General features: G+C 66.7%; 19 protein-coding genes, 1 tRNA gene and 1 pseudogene. 10 read left to right on the top strand and 11 right to left on the bottom strand.

Annotated features, from left to right (window positions below; translation table 11 throughout):
• Positions 1 to 18: 18 nt before the first annotated feature.
• Positions 19 to 603 (top strand): TetR/AcrR family transcriptional regulator, encoded by a 585-nt coding sequence (locus SKC41_RS12870; protein WP_330977931.1) that lies wholly within the window; start codon positions 19 to 21, stop codon positions 601 to 603.
• Positions 604 to 722: 119 nt separating this feature from the next.
• Here the strand turns inward: SKC41_RS12870 and SKC41_RS12865 are convergent, their stop codons facing one another.
• Entirely contained in the window at positions 723 to 1,367 is a 645-nt protein-coding gene (locus SKC41_RS12865) for a S1 family peptidase (RefSeq protein ID WP_330977930.1), read from the bottom strand.
• Positions 1,368 to 1,973: 606 nt separating this feature from the next.
• On the opposite strand from SKC41_RS12865, the gene SKC41_RS12860 reads away from it, so the two are divergent.
• From SKC41_RS12860 to SKC41_RS12840, 5 genes are all read left to right on the top strand, one after another.
• Entirely contained in the window at positions 1,974 to 2,669 is a 696-nt protein-coding gene (locus tag SKC41_RS12860) for a class I SAM-dependent DNA methyltransferase (RefSeq protein WP_330977929.1), read from the top strand.
• Positions 2,670 to 2,765: 96 nt separating this feature from the next.
• Positions 2,766 to 3,425 (top strand): TetR/AcrR family transcriptional regulator, encoded by a 660-nt coding sequence (locus tag SKC41_RS12855; protein WP_330978867.1) that lies wholly within the window; start codon positions 2,766 to 2,768, stop codon positions 3,423 to 3,425.
• 267 nt (positions 3,426 to 3,692) lie between these two features.
• Entirely contained in the window at positions 3,693 to 4,631 is a 939-nt protein-coding gene (locus SKC41_RS12850; RefSeq protein WP_330977928.1) for a haloalkane dehalogenase, read from the top strand.
• Positions 4,632 to 4,638: 7 nt separating this feature from the next.
• Complete coding sequence (locus SKC41_RS12845; RefSeq protein WP_330977927.1) at positions 4,639 to 6,156, top strand: molybdopterin-dependent oxidoreductase; 1,518 nt, start codon at positions 4,639 to 4,641, stop codon at positions 6,154 to 6,156.
• The gene (locus SKC41_RS12840; RefSeq protein WP_330977926.1) at positions 6,123 to 6,728 is read left to right on the top strand and encodes a hypothetical protein; all 606 of its coding nucleotides are present in this window, start codon (positions 6,123 to 6,125) and stop codon (positions 6,726 to 6,728) included. Before SKC41_RS12845 ends, SKC41_RS12840 begins: the two co-directional genes overlap by 34 nt.
• Before the next feature lie 121 nt (positions 6,729 to 6,849).
• On the opposite strand, the pseudogene SKC41_RS12835 reads toward SKC41_RS12840, so the two are convergent.
• From SKC41_RS12835 to SKC41_RS12810, 6 genes and pseudogenes are all read right to left on the bottom strand, one after another.
• Positions 6,850 to 6,981, bottom strand: a pseudogene (locus SKC41_RS12835) (haloalkane dehalogenase); the annotation flags it as partial.
• Positions 6,982 to 7,162: 181 nt separating this feature from the next.
• Positions 7,163 to 7,235, bottom strand: a tRNA-Ala gene (locus SKC41_RS12830).
• Positions 7,236 to 7,284: 49 nt separating this feature from the next.
• A complete protein-coding gene (sepX, locus tag SKC41_RS12825; protein ID WP_330978866.1) occupies positions 7,285 to 8,310 on the bottom strand; it encodes a divisome protein SepX/GlpR in 1,026 nt (341 codons plus the stop codon).
• Between the two features lie 234 nt (positions 8,311 to 8,544).
• Positions 8,545 to 9,198: a GNAT family N-acetyltransferase gene (locus SKC41_RS12820; protein ID WP_330977925.1), complete on the bottom strand. Its 654-nt coding sequence runs from the start codon at positions 9,196 to 9,198 to the stop codon at positions 8,545 to 8,547.
• A 21-nt stretch (positions 9,199 to 9,219) separates the two neighbouring features.
• The gene (gene glp, locus SKC41_RS12815; RefSeq protein ID WP_330977924.1) at positions 9,220 to 10,512 is read right to left on the bottom strand and encodes a molybdotransferase-like divisome protein Glp; all 1,293 of its coding nucleotides are present in this window, start codon (positions 10,510 to 10,512) and stop codon (positions 9,220 to 9,222) included.
• A 94-nt stretch (positions 10,513 to 10,606) separates the two neighbouring features.
• The gene (locus SKC41_RS12810; RefSeq protein ID WP_330977923.1) at positions 10,607 to 11,521 is read right to left on the bottom strand and encodes a UTP--glucose-1-phosphate uridylyltransferase; all 915 of its coding nucleotides are present in this window, start codon (positions 11,519 to 11,521) and stop codon (positions 10,607 to 10,609) included.
• A gap of 76 nt (positions 11,522 to 11,597) precedes the next feature.
• Here SKC41_RS12810 and SKC41_RS12805 point away from each other — a divergent pair, with 76 nt between their 5' ends.
• From SKC41_RS12805 to mscL, 4 genes are all read left to right on the top strand, one after another.
• The gene (locus SKC41_RS12805) at positions 11,598 to 12,188 is read left to right on the top strand and encodes a 5-formyltetrahydrofolate cyclo-ligase (RefSeq protein ID WP_330977922.1); all 591 of its coding nucleotides are present in this window, start codon (positions 11,598 to 11,600) and stop codon (positions 12,186 to 12,188) included.
• Between the two features lie 89 nt (positions 12,189 to 12,277).
• Positions 12,278 to 12,646, top strand: coding sequence for an FmdB family zinc ribbon protein (locus tag SKC41_RS12800; RefSeq protein ID WP_330977921.1), 369 nt, complete (start codon positions 12,278 to 12,280; stop codon positions 12,644 to 12,646).
• 66 nt (positions 12,647 to 12,712) lie between these two features.
• Positions 12,713 to 13,390, top strand: a complete 678-nt coding sequence (locus SKC41_RS12795) for an SAF domain-containing protein (RefSeq protein ID WP_330977920.1) — start codon at positions 12,713 to 12,715, stop codon at positions 13,388 to 13,390.
• A 64-nt stretch (positions 13,391 to 13,454) separates the two neighbouring features.
• A complete protein-coding gene (gene mscL, locus SKC41_RS12790; RefSeq protein WP_330977919.1) occupies positions 13,455 to 13,916 on the top strand; it encodes a large-conductance mechanosensitive channel protein MscL in 462 nt (153 codons plus the stop codon).
• Positions 13,917 to 13,949: 33 nt separating this feature from the next.
• Here the strand turns inward: mscL and SKC41_RS12785 are convergent, their stop codons facing one another.
• The 4 genes from SKC41_RS12785 to SKC41_RS12770 form a co-directional block, all read right to left on the bottom strand.
• Positions 13,950 to 14,510 (bottom strand): MogA/MoaB family molybdenum cofactor biosynthesis protein, encoded by a 561-nt coding sequence (locus SKC41_RS12785; protein WP_330977918.1) that lies wholly within the window; start codon positions 14,508 to 14,510, stop codon positions 13,950 to 13,952.
• Complete coding sequence (locus tag SKC41_RS12780; protein ID WP_330977917.1) at positions 14,510 to 16,048, bottom strand: S1C family serine protease; 1,539 nt, start codon at positions 16,046 to 16,048, stop codon at positions 14,510 to 14,512. Before SKC41_RS12780 ends, SKC41_RS12785 begins: the two co-directional genes overlap by 1 nt.
• Before the next feature lie 73 nt (positions 16,049 to 16,121).
• On the bottom strand, positions 16,122 to 17,690 hold the full coding sequence (locus SKC41_RS12775) for a HAMP domain-containing sensor histidine kinase (RefSeq protein ID WP_330977916.1): 1,569 nt from the start codon (positions 17,688 to 17,690) through the stop codon (positions 16,122 to 16,124).
• A complete protein-coding gene (locus tag SKC41_RS12770) occupies positions 17,690 to 18,373 on the bottom strand; it encodes a response regulator transcription factor (RefSeq protein WP_330977915.1) in 684 nt (227 codons plus the stop codon). The genes SKC41_RS12775 and SKC41_RS12770 overlap by 1 nt, the downstream gene beginning before the upstream one ends.
• Positions 18,374 to 18,387: the final 14 nt, after the last annotated feature.

Raw genomic sequence — 18,387 nt, 5'->3', positions numbered from 1 at the left:
TCTGGATGAACTGAAACGATGGCGGGTCAAGACTGGCTGATCGGGCGGGAGCGACATGACGAAGCCGCGGAACGCATCTACGCCGCAGCCGCCAACTTGATGTTGCGGCACGGCTACGACGCCTTCAGCATCGACGCCGTGGCCGCCGAGGTTCACTGTTCACCGGCGACCGTCTACCGCCACGCCGGAAGCAAGGCCGCAATCCGCGACGTCGTCCTGCGCCTGCAGGCCGAGCGCATCCTCGACTCGGTTCGGGAAGCCATCGCCGGGCTCACCGGTCCGGAGCGAGTCGTCACCGCCACGACGGTCGCCTTGCAGCGCCTGCGGGCTGATCCGCTCGCGAAGACCATGCGTTCGATGGCCGCACTCCCGGCAGAGGGCCTCACCGACTCACCCATCATCTCCCGCTTCGCGACCGAAATGGTGGGGCTGAGCGCGCCCGATCCCCTTGCCGCACAATGGTTGGTCCGTACATTCCTGGCTCTGTGGTACTGGCCGCTCAAAGACGCCGATGCCGAGAGCGAGATGGTGCGGCGGTTCCTCGGGCCGCCCTACGCCGTCGACACCATCGACTCGGCGCCTAGCTCGTCGCCGGCTACGTAACACTGAACCGATACGACAAAAGTCGGCATATTCGCGGGTGACTACGCTCCGTGACTTCACCACACCAGGGACGGCGTTCGTCAAACCTCAGTTCGTGCAGTCGGTTTGGTCGTCGCAATTCAGGGGAGAACGTGGATTCCCCACTTACCGAGCAACGGCTGCACAAGGGTGAAGTACGTCGTATGGTCGTCACCCTCCGGTGAAGACATCAAAATGCCAACGGCACTCACGGTGCCGTCATCGTTCTTCACGAAGCCAGGACTCCCACTGTCGCCATGGAGGCTGTACACGCTGGCTTCGATCACATCGTTGTCGATTTCTGTAATCGCGCCGCATGTCTCGCCAGTGACTGCGCCCAGCTTGCAGAACGGCATGCCAGCCTTAATTTGGGTGCGGCTCAACACATCTCGAACCAGCTTGCCACCGACATCACCAATCGGTGCGCCGACGCCGGGATCAAGGCGGATGATCGCAGCGTCCTTATTGTCGCCTTCATTCTCGCTGGCGGTAATAATCCCGAGCGGGACGTTCTGACCGTAAGTCCATACCGAACCGTCGTGGGCGTCGCAATGTCCACTGGTCAGCAAGTAGTAGTTGGCGTCGTTGCCTTGAGCCGCGAAACCCGCTGTGCACCTGCCGGTTTCATCATCGACTTCCACGCCGGGCATCGGCGGTCCTTCTGCCAGCGCCGAACTCGCGAACCCCGAGGCGGCCAGCACCACGGCACCGAATACCCCCAGGCCCCGCAACCACCGTATGGCCATGCCACTCTCCTCTGCGCATGTCGGCCCAAATGTTACCAGCCAGCAAACGCCTCATAGTGGACAAGAACAAGCTGCAGCAAATGTGCAGGCGGTGCCAGTAAGGCGACGGTCGGTCGGAGCACCCGTTGGGCCGCGTGCCGTGCAGTGGATCGCGGCGCACGGCTTCTTAGAGCTCCCACGCTGGCTGGTGGTGGCCGCGAGAGGAGACTTGTCGCCGGCCGATACACATCCAACTTCAGACCAACAATGACGCCTCTCATGTACTGTCCGGTACAATGAGTTCTCTGTGGCCACCGGGGCATCTGTGATTGGCCGCGAAGCAGCAGTGGATTGGGACCGAGTCGCAATTGTTCAGACGAGAGGACGTTCTGTGCCCGCGCAGGAAAAAGCAATTCGCCCTACAACACCCGACGATCGCATTCCTGCGGGGCGTCTGTATCCGTCGTAACCCAGCTCCAGTAGCGGCCCCCGCACGGCCGGCATATGCGGGCGCTGGCAGCTCGAAACGACCGCCGTTACGAGCGACGTTCGTCTGAGGTGCACCGATCCGCCACAACCGACCCGCCCTTGACCGGTATCGGTGCCGGTAAGTGAGACGAGGACCGCATGACTCCCGAGGACATCCGGACGGCTACGGGACCGGTGGACCTCATCTATCGCGCAGGCGCAGCTGGCGCCGTGTGCTGGGCTCGCGACTATCGCGGGCACGTACGGGAGCTGCCCATGGCCCGTTGGATCGGAGGCCCGCACGCCAGCCACCGCGATCGGCTCGCCGATGGGCACGTTCTGCGGCACTGCTCGGCGCGGCCAACCCTCGACCTCGGATGCGGCCCCGGACGATTCACCGCGTCGCTGAGACAGCGCGGCTGGGCTGCATTGGGCGTGGACGCCTCACGCGCCGCCGTCGACCTGACACGTGATCGTGGTGGAACCGCGATTCACGCTGACCTTTTCGCCCCGTTGCCCGCCGAAGGCTGTTGGGAACAGATTCTGCTCACCGACGGCAACATCGGCATCGGCGGAGACCCCGTCCGCATACTCAGGCGCGCCGTTGAGCTGCTCGCGCCCGGCGGAATCCTGGTTGCCGAGGTCGACCCGCCGACGACAGCGGCGTGTCACGAAGTACTGCGCTGGGAAACCGAACATCATGTCGGGCAGTGGTTTCCCTGGTCACGGGTCAACGCAGCCGCACTCGGCGACCTCGCCAGCACCGCCGGATTACTGGTCAGCAGTATCGTCGATTTCGATCACCGTGTGATCGCCGTGCTGCGGGCGGTAGCGCCTGGCGGGAGTAGTAGTTAGTGCACAGACATTGGTTGGAAGGCCGTTTGTGATTGCCCTGGTCAGTGGCGGCGGCGCCGCTGCTCGGCGCTGATTCGCAACTCTTATAGAGTGGCGATTGTGTCTGTGTCGGCGCGCTCCTCGACGGCACGCCCCCTGCCGGTAACGGAACGGGGGAGGCGCAGCCGTGCCGCAATCATCGACGCTGCGGCCATGCTGATGTATCAGCGCGGTGTGGGGCTGACCACCCTTGATGATGTGTTGGCCGCCGCCGGTGCAGGGAAGTCTCAGCTATACCACTACTTCGATAGCAAAGCCGACCTGGTTGCGGCGGTGATCGACAGGCAATTGGAGTTGGTTCTCGCCCAGCAGCCCACTTTGGAACACATCGACTCGTGGGAGGGAGTCGATGGTTGGGTCCAAGGCATTCTGGCTGTACACAGCGCGCCGGGAGGCCCATTTGCCTGTCCCCTAGGGACGATGGCCTCAGAACTGAAGAACGACAAAATCTTTGCGCCGCTACTGGATGCCGCATTTCGCCGGTGGGAAGCCGCGTTGGCGAGGGGGCTGCAGAGGATCCAGGACCGCGGTGGCCTAGTCGCCGAGGCCGACCCTACTCGGCTTGCGACCGCGGTGATCGCCGCGTTGCAGGGCGGTATGCTCCTCGCCCGGGTCCGCGGCGATGTCGCTCCCTTGCAGGACACGCTCTCCAGCGCCGTGGTGCAGCTGCATCAATGGGAAGGCAAAGCCACCACGAGAAATCGGCGGGCACGCTAACTGGTCAAGGAACATGCCGCCCGGTGAAGGTTCTGTCGGCGCGGTGTTAAACCTACCCAGAGCTTCCTGACGGCGTTATACCGTGCGGTACAGTCTGGGTGTGGTGCACGGGATGTTGGAAGCCCTACCAACGGCGCAGCCCGCGGCAGCCATGCGAGATAACGAGTTGAGGCGGCCGAAGTGCCGTGTCAGCTTTTCGCGGGCGGCTTCTGCTCCACATCAGCACGTGGCGGCAACAGCCCAGGACGGCCGCGAAAGGAGCCGACCATGCAGATCTTGCGGACCCCCGATGAACGATTCAAAGCGTTGCCCGACTACGGATTTCAACCGCGCTACGTGGAGGTAGCTGCCACCGATGGAAGCATGCTGCGTGTGCACTACGTCGATGAGGGCCCACGCGACGGTGAAGTGATCTTGTTGCTTCACGGCGAGCCGTCGTGGTCCTACCTATACCGTTGGATGATCCCAGTGCTCACCGATGCGGGGTTACGGGCAGTCGCTGTTGATCTGATTGGTTTTGGGCGCAGCGACAAGCCTGCCAGTCGCGACGACTACACCTACCAGGCGCATGTGGACTGGACGTGGGCGGCCCTTGAGGCGATCGGCCTTGATGCGATCACCCTGGTGTGCCAGGACTGGGGCGGACTAATTGGCTTGCGCCTGGTTGGTGAACACCCCGACCACTTCGCCCGGGTTGTGGCTGCGAATACATTTCTGCCGACTGGTGACATACATCCGGGAAAGGCATTCCTGGCTTGGCAACGGTATAGCCAGGAGGCACCTGTGCTCAATGTCGGCCGGATTGTCAACGGCGCCTGCGTGTCCGAGCTGAGTGCCGAGGTCATCGCCGCCTACGACGCCCCGTTTCCTGATGAATCCTTCAAGGCAGGCGCCCGACAATTCCCCTTGCTTGTTCCGACCACCCCCGAAGATCCCGCCTCCCCGGCAAACCGGGCTGCCTGGGAATCGTTGCGCCAGTTCGATCGGCCGTTTCTATGCGCCTTCTCCGACTCGGACCCCATCACCCGCGGCGCCGATGCGGTGTTCCGCGCGCAAATCCCCGGTGCCGCAGGGCATCCCCCGGTAACCATCGCAAACGCGGGACACTTCCTCCAAGAAGACAAGGGTGCTGAACTCGCCGCCGCTGTGGCCCGGTTCGTCGAGGCCACTCCCCAATCGAGTCCCCAAGCGAGCCGGTGCGGCTGAATACGAGATGACGTCCTCCATACCGTCGGCAGACGAACCTTGTCCGCCGTCGCGCCCGGTGCAGGCAGGACCCGACGACGCGACCGTGGATCCGGTTGCCGCGGCCGATGTGCCGGTGCCTGGTGGGCCATCCTCGGATCAGCTGCCCGAGGTGGATGCACAGGTGCCTGGTGGCACCAGCCATGGGACGGTCGCGGAAACCGACTCTTCCCTCGCTGGGCCGAGGGCCGGCTATGGATTCCCGGCGGCGTTGTGGCGTGCCCTGGACGATCATCCGCCGCCGGGTCTGTCGCGGATACGGTGGCGCAGTCCGCTGCGCGGGCCGTGGCTGACTTCGGTGTTCGGGGCAACGCTGCTGGTGGTGTTGCCGATCGTCATCGTGACCGGGCTGCTGTCGTACATGGCCTATGGGCCGAAGTACGGGCAGGCCATCCCGTTTGATGTCGGGTGGCTCAAGTTGCCCAGCTTCGACTGGCCGAGCAGCCCCTCGTGGCTGTACCGCCTGAGCCAGGGCCTGCACGTGGGTCTGGGACTGGTCATGATCCCCGTCGTGCTGGCCAAGCTGTGGTCGGTAATTCCCCGGCTATTCGCTTGGCCGCCGTCGCGGTCGCTGGCTCAGGTACTCGAGCGGGTGACGCTGCTCATGGTGGTCGGCGGGATCCTGTTCGAGATCGTCACCGGAGTCCTCAATATCCAATATGACTACATCTTCGGATTCAGCTTCTACACGGCGCACTACTTCGGGGCGTGGGTATTCATCGCCGGATTTGTGTCCCATGTCTGCCTGAAGCTGCCGACAATGGTGCGCAGCCTGCGGTCGCGGTCGCTGCGCTCGGTGTTCGGCACCTCGGTGGCCGATACGGTGCCCGAACCGCTCGACCCCGGCGGCCTGGTGGCACCCGACCCCGATCCCGCGACCCTGAGCCGGCGCGGTGTGCTGGCAGTCGTGGGCGGCGGCAGTTTGCTGGTCGGGGTACTCACCGCTGGACAAACCCTGGGCGGGTTCACTCGCAGCGCGGCCCTGTTGCTGCCCCGTGGTCGCAGCTACGGTAAGGGGCCCAACGACTTTCAGATCAACCGCACCGCTGTTGCGGCGGGCATCGACGCGGCCTTCGCCGCAGAACAGTGGCGCCTGCACCTGTTGGGCGGCCCCGAACAGGTGACATTGGACCGCGCCGCGCTCGACGCGATGCCACACCACACCGTGGAGCTGCCCATCGCCTGCGTCGAAGGGTGGTCGACTACTCAGACCTGGTCCGGTATCCGGCTTTCCGATCTGGCCGCCGCAGCCGGGACCCCCCACCCGGCTTCAGCTGTGGTGTCCTCGCTGGAACGCTTCGGCGCTTTCAACCGCGCGATCTTGCAAAGCAACCAAATCCTGAACCCCGACTCGCTGTTGGCGTTTCAGGTCAACGGCGCCGACCTCTCGCTGGATCACGGCTATCCAGCTCGGATTATTGTTCCCGCGCTTCCGGGTGTGCACTGCACTAAATGGGTGTCCGCAATCGAGTTCCGGGGGACCTGATGCGAGCACTCGGACAACGGGCGTCCCGTTTGTACGGAGATCGCCTGTTTCATCTCCTCGTGGTGCTGGCCGCATTGGCGTTAGGCGCCTACACGATCTCGGTGTTAGGGGTGCGAAACCTGTTTAACCCGACGGTGTGGTGGCAATCCATCGCCGTCTGGTTCGCGGTGGCCGTGATCGGCCACGACCTCATCCTGTTTCCGCTCTACTCGCTGGCTGATCGGCTCCTATCCGTGTCGCGACGCTCACCGGTAGACCACCGCGACCGCGCCGCCGTAAATCCGTCGCGGCGCATCCCGATTACGAATTACCTTCGGATGCCGACCCTGGCGGCGGCGCTGTTGTTGTTGATATTTTTGCCGGGGATCATCGAGCAGGGCGCACCCACGTATCGGGCCGCCACCGGGCTAACCCAGACGCCCTACCTGTCCCGTTGGCTACTACTCACCGCCAGCTTCTACGGTGCCAGCACAATGTGCTACACGATCAGAATGCTGCTACAACAACGACGCTCGAATGAGGCTCGTAGACCGCGTCACCCCGAAGCATCGAACCCGCCGCCCTGCAACTGACCTAGATCCCCTGCGCTATCGGCTCCCCGTTGCGGCCTCGCGCTCTCGGAAACAAAACGACAGCATGCGCGCCATTCTGTACTTGACAGTACGAGCCGTCCGCATCGCTGGCTTATGTGTTCTAGTCGTGCGACGTGGGACGCAGCTGCCGCACGAAATCAGCGACTGCGGTGCCGATCTGGTCGGGACTGTCCTCTTGAAGGAAATGCTTTCCTGGAACGGTGATTTCGCTTTGGTTGGGCCAGCAGCGGACGAGCTCGTGTGGGCGCCCGTGTAGGGGCCTCCTGGAGCCGGCAGCTCTTGATGGCCACCGCCTGCTTATCGCCGCCACGTCGGATTGGTTTCGCCCGGTGGGGCATTGCCCCGGCTGGGACACAGTTGACGCCGAATTGTGATTACTCCGATTTATCGGCCTTTAACCGCGATTTTGCTTGTGGAGCTAAGGGGAATCGAACCCCTGACCTTCTCGATGCGAACGAGACGCGCTACCAACTGCGCTATAGCCCCTTGACCGATAGAGGCTACCAGTTCCGCAACGGCGCCAGCACCAACGGCACTACTGGCCGACGGCGCGGGGCAGGTCCCGGGGCCAGCCGTAGTTCTGCTGCGGCATCGCGTAGTCCAGGTGCTCGAAGATCGGGTCCTCGTCGTCGATCTCGAGCACCACCGCGCCGGGCCGGCGCAGCCGCGACGGGACCACGTCGTGGTCGCGGTCGCGGGTGTTCTCCACGCCCATGCGCGCGCGGGCCATCCGCTGCGTGCGGCGGCGACGGACCTGCTCCTCGATCTTGGTCTGCCGGCGCAGATAACCCAGGTAGAGCACGGTGATCACGGTGGCGACGCCGCATACCCACCAAGCGGTCGGGCTGATCTCGAACGCCGCCGTCGCCGTGCCGACCAGGATGACGGCCATCACCATCAGCACCTTCTTGCGGAAGGCGTACTTACGGGCGGTGACGGCGGCCGCGGTCTTGGTGTCGAAGCGGCGGCGGCGACGGGCGCTCGACGGGACCACCCGCTCGCGCGGACCCGGGTCCTCTTCCTCGGCCTCCGGCTCCAAACCGGACGAATCCTCGACGTATTCGTACTCGTCGTCGAGGTGATCCTCGTCGGCTTCCTTATGCTCGTCCTCGTCCACCGGGGCGAGCACGGGTTCGGCGGTCGCGGCGCCGGCGCCCACCGGCAGCGCGTCGGAATCTTCGACGACGTCGACGTCCAGGTAGTCGGGCTCGGCCGACTCGGCGGCCGCCATCCTCATCACCACCGGACGGGCGGGGCGCAGTTCCTCGGTCTCGGCATCGTGTTCGTCGTCGGTCTCGGCGAGGTCGTCGAGGTGCTCCGCGTCGTCAATGTCGTCGTCCGCCGCGTCTTCCGGCGTCCAGTGCGGATCGCTGCGGTGACCCGAGGCCGGACCGCTGCGCCGCAGCAGGCGGGACCCGGCGCCATTGAGCACCCTGGTCGCCAGCGCCACGTCGCTGGTGCGTCGCACCGCGTCACGCTTACTGATCAGCATCGGTACCAGCACGAACAGCCAGAGCACCACGAGCGAAATCCACAACAACGACTGCGGGATGCTTGGCATGATGACCTGCTCCTTCTGGTCGGAATCCCCCACGAGGCCGATCGTTGACCTGCGCGGCCGGGACCTGCGACCAGCGCAATTACACACCTGTAATTTGCCTCAATCAAGCATCACACGCCACATATGTCACGCGAGCCACAGAAATATTGCGATTTGTCTACGGCGACGCGTCGTCGAGCACCGAAATTGCAGCCCGGTTCGCGGCCACCAATCTCAGCGAACGGCGCCGCGCGGTTATGCCCAGCGCGCGTATCCGGCGCGGACCAGCTTCGATGCCACCGATCCGTAGACCTCCTCGGCCGTGATGGCCATCAGGAGATGGTCGCGCCACGCCCGGTCGACCTCGAGGTAGCGGCGAAGCAGGCCCTCCTCGCGAAAGCCGACCTTGGCCAACACGGCCCGGCTCGCGACATTCTCCGGACGCACGGTGGCCTCCACCCGATGCAGCATGACCGGCCCGAAGCAATGGTCCAGGCCCAGCGCCAGCGCACCGGTGGCCACTCCCCCGCCGGTCGCCGAGCTCGGCACCCAGTAGCCGATCCACGCCGACCGCAACGCGCCATGGGTGACGTTGCCGATCGTCAGCTGCCCGCAGAACTGGCCGTCGAGCTCGATCACGTACGGCAGCATGCGGCCGTTGCGGGCCTCGGCACGCAGGCCGGAACACAGCGCCGGCCAGGCCGCGACGGTGTGCCGGATCGCCCAGTCACCGTCCGAGGTGGGCTCCCACGGCTCCAGATGCGCCCGGTCGGCCAACCGGTGGCGGCTCCACTGAGCGCCGTCGCGCATCCGGACCGCGCGCAGCCGGACCACACCGGCCGCGACCCGCAGCGGCCCCACCGACGACGGCCAACCGGGGTGACGGGCGCTAGAGCGCAAGAGGTTCACGGGCGTAGGCAGTCGGGTGAGTCAGCCGCGCTGGGCCAGGAACGCGACGTCGACGATCTCACCGGTGCGAATCTGTTCGGCACCACTCGGAACCACAACTAGACAGTTTGCCTCAGCCAGCGTCGCGAGCAAATGCGACGACGCCCCGGGGGCGCCGCCCAGCGCCTGCACCAGATACTCGCCGCTGTCCTGATCGCGCATCAGCTGGCCGCGCAGGTAACCCTTGCGCCCGGCCACCGACGTGATCGGCGACAGCGTGCGGGCCTGCACGATCCGCCGCATCGGCTGGCGCTTGCCCAGCGACAGCCGGATCAGCGGCCGCACCATCACCTCGAAGACCACCAGCGCGCTGACCGGGTTGGCCGGCAGCAGGAAGACCGGCACACCGTCGCGCCCGAGCTGCCCGAAGCCCTGGACGGATCCAGGATGCATGGCGACCCGGACGACCTCCATGTCACCGAGCTCGGACAGCACCACCCGCACCGCTTCGGCGGCCGCACCCCCAACCCCGCCGGCGATCACCACGACCTCGGCGCGATTGATCTGTCCCTGGACGATTTCGCCGAGCTCCTGCGGGTTGTTGGGCACGATGCCGATCCGGTTGACCTCCGCGCCGGCATCCCGGGCCGCGGCCGCCAACGCATAGGAGTTGACGTCGTAGACCTGCCCGTTGCTCGGCGTCCGCGAGATGTCGACCAGCTCGCCGCCCACCGCCATCACCGACACCCGCGGGCGCGGGTGCACCAGGACCCGCTCCCGGCCGACCGCGGCGAGCAGGCCCACCTGCGCCGCGCCGATGATCGTCCCGGCCCGCACCGCGACATCGCCGGGCTGGACGTCGTCGCCGGCGCGCCGCACGTAAGCCCCCGACGGCGCGCCGCGCAGAATCCGCACCTTCGACGTGCCGCCGTCGGTCCAGCGCAACGGCAGCACCGCGTCGGCCAGCGTGGGCAGCGGCGCCCCGGTCTGCACCCGGGCGGCCTGGCGCGGCTGCAACCGGCTCGGCGTCCGGGCCCCGGCCTCGATGGTCCCCATCACCGGCAGGACCAGGCCCCCGGCGTTGTCCTCGTCGGCCATCGGCTCGCCGGTTTCGTCGAGCGAAAGCTCGCTGCCCACCTCGCCGATGCCCAGCACGTCCACGCTGCGTACCGCATAACCGTCGATCGCGGCCTGGTCGAAGCCGGGCAGCGGCCGCTCGGTCACGACTTCCTCGGCGCACAACAATCCCTGCGCCTCCGCTATGGCAACCCGTATCGGGCGCGGGGCCACCGCGGCCGCCGTTATCCGGGCTTGCTGCTCCTCAACCGAACGCACTGGCCGCGCCTCTCTGCCGTCACCCTGACGGGCGCGCCGTATCGGGCGTTCGCCCGATCGCCCGGTCGTTCTCCAGGCCCGGCATGGCGGCCGGCTACTGCTCGTTCAGGCCCAATCGCGCTACCAACCACCGCCGCAGTTCCGGGCCGTAGTCGTCACGATCCAATGCAAAGTCAACCGCAGCCTTGAGGTAGCCGCCGGGATTTCCCAAGTCGTGTCGAGATCCGCGATGCACGACGACATGAACCGGATGGCCCTCTTTGATCAGCAGCGCGATCGCGTCGGTGAGCTGTAGCTCGCCGCCGGCACCGTGGTCGATGCGGCGCAGCGCGTCGAAGATGGCGCGGTCGAGCACGTACCGGCCGGCCGCCGCATACAGCGAGGGGGCCTCGGAGGCCTTGGGCTTTTCCACCATGCCGTTGACCTTGAGGACGTCGGAATTGCCCGCGCCGGGGATGGCCTCGACGTCGAAAACACCGTAGGCACTGATCTCCTCGGGCGTGACCTCGATGGCGCACAACACCGTGCCGCCGTACTCGGCGCGCACCTTGGCCATCGTCTCCAGCACGCCGGTCGGCAGCACCAGGTCGTCGGGCAGCAGCACCATGACGGCGTCCTCGTCGGGCGTCAGCGTGGGCTCCACGCAACTGATCGCGTGTCCCAGCCCGAGCGGCTCGGCCTGCACCACCGACTCGACCTTGATCAGCGCCGGCGCGCGACGGACCTTGGCCAGCATCGCCTTCTTGCCGCGGGCTTCGAGCGTGCCCTCCAGCACCAGGTCCTCGACGAAGTGCGCGACGACGCCGTCCTTGCCCTCGGAGGTGATGATCACCAACCGCCCGGCGCCGGCCGCGGCCGCTTCCTCGGCGACCAGCTCGATTCCGGGCGTATCGACGACGGGCAGCAACTCTTTGGGCACCGTCTTAGTGGCCGGCAGGAAACGGGTGCCCAGACCGGCAGCGGGGACGATCGCCGTGTACGGGATCGGGATTTCATCTGGCCGTGACATCGTTCACACCATAGCGCTCAGAGGGGTTGCCGCCGCTGCATGGCAGGCCGAATACCCGGGCTGTCATCGTTGATGCATGACGACTTCGACCAAGGCCGCACTGCGCGAGCAAGTGCTGGCGGCGCGAAGTCTGGTTGCCGACGACGTGCGCGCCGCGCAGGCGCGAATGCTCGACGAACAGCTCGCCCTCGCGGTGAGCAGCGGCAGCACCGTCTGCGCCTACGTTCCGGTGGGTACCGAGCCGGGTTCGGTCGCGATGCTGGACATGTTGCTGCAGCACGCGCGGCGGGTGCTGTTGCCCGTTGCGCGCACCGCCGGTGACGGCACGCCGATGCGGCTGCGCTGGGCCGAGTACCGGCCGGGTGAACTCGTCGTCGGCCGGTGGGGCCTGCTCGAGCCGCCGGAGCCGTGGCTGCCGGAGTCGGTCCTGGCCGAGGCGGAGATGGTGGTCGTCCCGGCGCTGGCCGTGGACCGCCGGGGCGTGCGACTGGGCCGGGGCCGCGGCTACTACGACCGCTCGCTGGACGCCACGAACCCGCAGGCACGGCTGATCGCGATGGTGCGCGACGAGGAGTTCGTCGAGGAGTTACCGGCCGATCCGCACGACGTGCCGATGACCCACGTGATCACCCCGGGGCGCGGCGTCGTGGCGCTGCGCGCGGGGTGAAAACGCCCGGGAATGAGACGGATTTCATGGCTGTTTTAGCACTCGGGCACTGTAGAGTGCTAACAAGCTTATCTAACGGAGGTTTTGGAGTGCCGACCTACAGCTACGCGTGCACGGAGTGCGACGACCGCTTTGACGTCGTACAGGCCTTCACCGACGACGCCCTGACCACGTGCGAGAAGTGCTCGGGCCGACTGCGCAAGTTGTTCAACTCCGTCGGCGTCGTGTTCAAGGGCAGCGGCTTCTACCGCACCGACAGCCGCGAGTCGAGCAAAAAGTCGTCGTCGAGTTCGAGCAACGGGTCGTCGACCAACGGCTCGGGATCTTCCGAGAGCTCCGGCTCGAGCGACAAGTCCTCGTCAAGCGACAAGTCCTCGTCGAGCGAGAAATCCAGCTCCAGTGACAAGTCCTCGTCCAGCGAGAAGTCGACGACGTCGGCCGCGGCCGCTTCCAGCTAGCGGGTTATCCACAGCACACATCCCGTTCGGGAGCTTCGCGCTGACCGCTGCGCCTACCGTTGCGGCGTGGGCGAACCATCGCTGAACCCGGCGCTGCTGCACCGGATATCGGTGTCGCTGCGGCCGGACTGGACCCGCACCGTACTGGCCCGCCGAGTGGCGGCGGCCGGACTCGTCGTGTTGGCCGGGATCGCGGCGGTGCGTTCGAACCCGGACGGCGATCGCGTCGACGCGGTGGTGGCCACCCGTGACCTGGCTCCCGGCGCGGCGTTGACCTCCGACGATGTTCGAGTCGAAAAGCGTTTGGCGACAACGCTTCCCGATGGCTCACAAGCAGACCTGGGCGCGGTGATCGGTTCGATGCTGGCCGGTCCGGCGCGTCGGGGTGAGGTGCTGACCGACGTCCGCCTGCTGGGCAGCCGGCTGGCCGAGGCCGCGATCGGATCGAACGCGGGGCCGGGCGCGCGCATCGTGCCGCTGCACCTGGCCGACAGCGCGCTGATCGACCTGGTGCGCGCCGGCGACGTGGTCGACGTGCTGGCCGCGCCCACCGATTCGCAGCCGGGCACCCGGGCGGCCAGCTTGGTGGTGGCCACCGATGCCGTCGTGGTGCTCGTGTCGCCGAAGCAGAAAGTCCAAGCCGCCGATGGTGACCGCGTAGTCTTGGTTGCGCTGCCAGCTCGCGTGGCGAACACGGTGGCAGGCTCGGTGCTAGGGCAGACAATAACTTTCACCCTGCACTGAGTGCCTGACCGCCGCTCGCCACAGAACCCGCAGCAAACTATGTCCAGCCCAGAAAGGACGTCGAATGCTCAAGGGGTTCAAGGAGTTTCTCGCGCGGGGCAACATCGTCGACCTGTCGGTCGCGGTGGTCATCGGTACGGCATTCACCGGCCTGGTCACCAAGTTCACCGACAGCATCATCACGCCGTTGATCAACCGGATCGGCGTCAACCAGCAGTCCGATGTCAGCATCCTGAAAATCAGCATCGGCGGCGGCCAGACGATTGATTTCAACGTGCTGGTATCCGCCGCGATCAACTTCGTCCTGGTCGCCGCGGTGGTGTACTTCCTGGTCGTGCTGCCCTACAACACTTTCCGCAAGCGCGGCGAGGTCGAGCAGGCCGACGACGCCCAGATCGTCTTGCTGACCGAGATCCGCGACCTGCTCGCGCAGACCAACGGAGGATCTTCGTCCGGAAGGCACGGCGGGACGGGCACCACGCCGCCGCCCGAGTACGGGCCGCGCGCGGACGCCGAATCGCGGTAAGTTCCCGCGGCTAAAACGAAGCGACGCGCGACGTTAGATCTCGAGGCTGGATAACTGCCCGATGATCTGCGCGGCGAGGGGATTCAGCGTCGCCATGCCGTCGCGCACCGCGTACCGGGAACCGGCAAGGTTGACCACCAACGTGCTTCCGGACACGCCGGCCAGACCGCGCGACAATCCGGCGTCGATGATTCCCGCCGACAGCCCGGACGCCCGGACGGCCTCGGCGATGCCGAGGATTTCCCGGTCCAGAATCTCGACCGTGGCCTCCGGGGTGACATCGCGCGGGGTCACTCCGGTCCCGCCCACCGACACCACCAGATCCACCCCACCGATCACCGCGGTGTTCAGCGCGTTGCGGATCTCGACCTCGTCGGCGGCGACCGCCACCACACCGTCGACGACGAATCCCGCCTCGGTCAGCAGCTCGGTGACCAGCGGCCCACTGTGGTCTTCTTCGTCCCCGTGGGCGGTGCGATCGTCGACCACCACAACCAGAGCCCGGCCGACTACCAATTCCGCACCCGTTTCCATGGGTGCCACCGTATATCCGAGCTCGGACAGTGGCTCGTTCAGAGGCTCGCCGACTCTCATCACTGATCCGCCTTGCCGAGGGTGACCTGCACGGTCCGGCTGCCACCGCCGGGATCGGAGAAGGTCAGCGATACCTTGTCGCCCGGCGCCTTGGACCGCACCGCGGCAACCAACGCGTCGGCGCTGCTGATCGGACGGTCGTCGACCTTCGTGACGACCACGTTCTTGGGCACGCCCGCGTTCGCGGCCGCGCCGCCGGTCACGACGTCGACGACCTTGGCACCCGGCGTGCTCTTGTCACTGGTCACCTGCACGCCCAGCGACGCATGCGACGCCTTGCCGGTGCTGATCAACTCGTCGGCAATGCGCTTGGCCTGGTCGACCGGAATCGCGAAACCGAGCCCGATCGAACCACTTTGGGCGTCCGGCGAATCCGAACCCAGGGTGGCGATCGCGGAGTTGATGCCGACCAGCTGCCCCTGCAGGTTGACCAGCGCACCACCGGAGTTACCCGGGTTGATCGCGGCGTCGGTCTGAATCGCGTCCAGCACCGTGTTCTGGTTGCCCGACTCGCCGGTGGTAGACACCGGCCGGTTCAGGGCACTGATGATCCCGGTGGTCACCGTGCCCGACAAGCCCAGTGGGGAACCGATCGCCATCACGGGCTGGCCGACCCGCACATCCGACGAGGAACCCATCGCGATGGGGGTCAGGCCGGAGACACCCTGCACGCGGATGACGGCGATATCGCTGGTGGGATCGGCGCCCACCACCGTGAACGGCGCGGTGCGGCCGTCCGAGAAGGTCACGGTCGTTTTCGGTGCCGGACCACCCGGCCCGCCGGGCGGCGGGCTGCCGGGCGGCGGGCTGCCGGGCGTCGGGCTGCCGGGTGTCGGTCCACCGGGACCCTTCGGCGGGGCGGCGGCCGCGGCGATGACGTGGTTGTTGGTCAGAATCAGCCCGTCGGACGACAGGATGACGCCGGAGCCCTCTTCGGATGCTCGGCCGAGGTCGGTCTCCAGCATCACAACGCTGGGCACCACCTTCGCGGCGACTTGTTCGACCGTGCCGGGCGGCATGTTGGCCGCCGGAACACCGGGTGTGGCACCCGACGGTCCGCTGCCACCGCTGGCGATGGTGGAGTGCGTCCCCAGTTCGACGACCGTGGCGGCGGCGCCGCCGATGCCCGCCGACACCACCGCGATCGCCAGCGCACCCGCCACCAGCAGGCCGGCGCGGCCGCGCTTCTCCGGGCGCGGGGGCCCCATCGGCGGCAGCATGCCGGGAATCGGCCCTACTCCCGTGCCTCCGGGAATCGGGCCCGCGCCGGTACCGCCGGGGATGCGGCCCGGCCCGGTGCCGCCGGGGATCGCACCGGCCCCGGTGTCCCCGAACGGCTCATAGGGCCGACGGTATTGCGAGGTCTGCGACGGTGGTGACTGCTGGCCTTGCTGGTACCGCCAGTCGTAAGCCGGGTTGTACGGTTGCTGATGCCCTTGGGCATACCCGGGAGCTCCACCTGGCTCAAAGGGCTGGTTAGGCGCGCTGGGGTATCCCGGCTGCTGCGGCGGTGGCGAATACCTCGGGTCATTCGTCATGGCGCTAAGTCGCTCTTCCTCTAATGGGGTGCGATCGAGCTCGACTTGGCTCGATTTCCAACACTAACTGCATCTACCTTGCGCGTGCGGACTGAGAGTCAACTGAGATAACGTTCGTCGATTCCCGAGAGTTCGCTGCGTCGTCATCTGTGGGAACGGTGGGGTCGGTCTCGGCTGCGCCGGCGGCTCCACCGACCCAGGCCCCGCTCTCGGTCCCGGCCGTCGGATACGTCGACACCGGCAGTGGCCGGCCCGGAAGCAGCACGTAGATCGATGTCCCCGGAGGATGGCCTCCCGCAACAGTGTCTTCGACGCGCAGCAGCCCGCCGTGGTTGAGCACCACCTGCTTGACGATGGCCAACCCCAGCCCCGAACCGGGCAGGGCCCGCGCCGTCGTCGACCGGTAGAACCGCTCGAATACCAGGCGACGCTCGTGCGGCGGGATACCCGGGCCGAGGTCGGAGACGATCAGCTCGGCGTGCGACGGGTCGAGCTGACGCATCCGGACCCCGACGTGGCCGCCCGGCGGACTCCATTTCGCGGCGTTGTCCATCAGGTTCAGCGCCGCCCGCGACAGCCCGGCGTTGTCGCCGTAGACCTGCCATCCGATCACGTCGACATCGAAGTGAATGTCGTTGCGCCGCCGCTTGACTCGCTCCAGGCAGCGGTCGATGACCTCGGACATGTCGACCGGCTCGTGTACTACCTGGCCGGCGTCGTCGCGGGTAAGGTCCACCAAATCGCCCACCAGAGTAGACAATTCCTCGATCTGCGCCAGCACATCCGACCGCAGGTCCACCATCTCCTGCTCGGGCAGCCGCGGCGCCCCCGGTTCCATGGACGCCATCAGAAGTTCGACGTTGGTCCGCAGCGACGTCAGCGGGGTGCGCAATTCGTGTCCGGCGTCGGTGACCAGCCGTGCCTGCCGTTCTCGCGACTCGGCTAGCCCGCGCAGCATCAAGTTGAATGCCTCAGTGAGCCTTGCCAATTCGTCACTGCCGAACACCGGGATCGGGCGCAGGTCGTCGGTGCGCGCGACCCGCTCGGCCGCCTCGGTCAACCGGGCGACCGGCCGCAACCCCGCCCGGGTGACCATGCCGCCGGCCACGGCGGCGACCGCGACGCCGATGCCGCCGACGATCAGCAGCACCCAGCGCAGCTTCGTCATCACCGCCTCGGTCGGGCGCAGGCTCTTGGAGATGATCAACGAACTGCCGTTGGGCAGGTGGATCGCCAGGATGCGCTGGTCGGAAGCGGTACGACGGGACATGAACAGGTCACCGCGGATGACCGCCTTCTCCGGCGCATCGACGGGCAGCGTCTGGCCCGGCTGCTGGGCGGTGTAAATCGAGTGGCCCGGGTTCACCAGCATCGCGTTGACGTCCGAATACGCCGTGCCCTCGATGGCCTTGGCCGGGTCGGCGGCCAGCGAACCGCTGGCGATCAGCAGCTGCGCGCGGCTGTCCAGCTGGTTGTCGATGTCGCTGTAGAGCGCCGCCGCGATCACCGCGTAGACGGCGAACGCCATCAGCACGACAACCATCGCCACCATCGACATCGCCAGCAACATCACCCGCCACCGCAGCGACAACGAACTGGGGGCTCGCAGTGGTGCGCGCCGACGTCGTTGGAACCGGATCATCAGGGCGGCGTCTCCCGAAGGACGTAGCCGACGCCGCGCACCGTGTGGATCAGGCGGGGTTCACCGTCGGCTTCGGTTTTGCGGCGCAGGTAGCCGACGTAGACCTCCAGCGCATTGCCCGAGGTGGGGAAGTCGAATCCCCACACCTCTTCGAGGATGCGGCTTCGGGTGAGCACCCGGCGCGGATTGGCGATCAGCATCTCCAGCAGCGCGAATTCGGTGCGGGTCAGGCTGATCCGGCGGTGCCCTCGGGTGACTTCACGGGTCACCGGGTCCAGGGCCAGGTCGGCGAACGTCATCGCGACCGACTCGGCGTCCTCGGGCTTGGTGCGGCGCAGCAGCGCCCGCATCCGGGCCAGCAGCTCTTCGAGGGCGAACGGCTTGGGCAGGTAGTCGTCGGCGCCGGCGTCCAGGCCGGCGACCCGTTCGGACACCGAATCGCGGGCCGTCAGCACCAGGATCGGCAAGTCGTCGCCGGTGCTGCGGAGGTGCCGGCACACCTCGAGACCGTCCAGCCGCGGCATCATCACGTCGAGCACGACGGCGTCGGGGCGGTCGCTGGAGATGAGCTCCAGCGCCTCCACCCCGTCATGAGCCAACTCGACGGAGTAACCGTTGAAGGAAAGCGATCTGCGTAGTGATTCGCGGACCGCGCGATCGTCATCGACGACAAGAATGCGCACGGCCACTAGTTTCG

The organism is Mycobacterium sp. 050128 (assembly GCF_036409155.1).
Lineage (GTDB): Bacteria > Actinomycetota > Actinomycetes > Mycobacteriales > Mycobacteriaceae > Mycobacterium.
This window is presented reverse-complemented; position numbering and strand designations above follow the sequence as displayed.

Bases quoted from the DNA above. Each gene is read 5' to 3' on its own strand.
- SKC41_RS12870 (WP_330977931.1), top strand. From the start codon at position 19: ATGGCGGGTCAAGACTGGCTGATCGGGCGGGAGCGACATGACGAAGCC.
- SKC41_RS12865 (WP_330977930.1), bottom strand. From the start codon at position 1,367: ATGGCCATACGGTGGTTGCGGGGCCTGGGGGTATTCGGTGCCGTGGTG.
- SKC41_RS12860 (WP_330977929.1), top strand. From the start codon at position 1,974: ATGACTCCCGAGGACATCCGGACGGCTACGGGACCGGTGGACCTCATC.
- SKC41_RS12850 (WP_330977928.1), top strand. From the start codon at position 3,693: ATGCAGATCTTGCGGACCCCCGATGAACGATTCAAAGCGTTGCCCGAC.
- SKC41_RS12845 (WP_330977927.1), top strand. From the start codon at position 4,639: ATGACGTCCTCCATACCGTCGGCAGACGAACCTTGTCCGCCGTCGCGC.
- SKC41_RS12840 (WP_330977926.1), top strand. From the start codon at position 6,123: ATGGGTGTCCGCAATCGAGTTCCGGGGGACCTGATGCGAGCACTCGGA.
- sepX (WP_330978866.1), bottom strand. From the start codon at position 8,310: ATGCCAAGCATCCCGCAGTCGTTGTTGTGGATTTCGCTCGTGGTGCTC.
- SKC41_RS12810 (WP_330977923.1), bottom strand. From the start codon at position 11,521: ATGTCACGGCCAGATGAAATCCCGATCCCGTACACGGCGATCGTCCCC.
- SKC41_RS12805 (WP_330977922.1), top strand. From the start codon at position 11,598: ATGACGACTTCGACCAAGGCCGCACTGCGCGAGCAAGTGCTGGCGGCG.
- mscL (WP_330977919.1), top strand. From the start codon at position 13,455: ATGCTCAAGGGGTTCAAGGAGTTTCTCGCGCGGGGCAACATCGTCGAC.
- SKC41_RS12785 (WP_330977918.1), bottom strand. From the start codon at position 14,510: ATGAGAGTCGGCGAGCCTCTGAACGAGCCACTGTCCGAGCTCGGATAT.
- SKC41_RS12780 (WP_330977917.1), bottom strand. From the start codon at position 16,048: ATGACGAATGACCCGAGGTATTCGCCACCGCCGCAGCAGCCGGGATAC.
- SKC41_RS12775 (WP_330977916.1), bottom strand. From the start codon at position 17,690: ATGATCCGGTTCCAACGACGTCGGCGCGCACCACTGCGAGCCCCCAGT.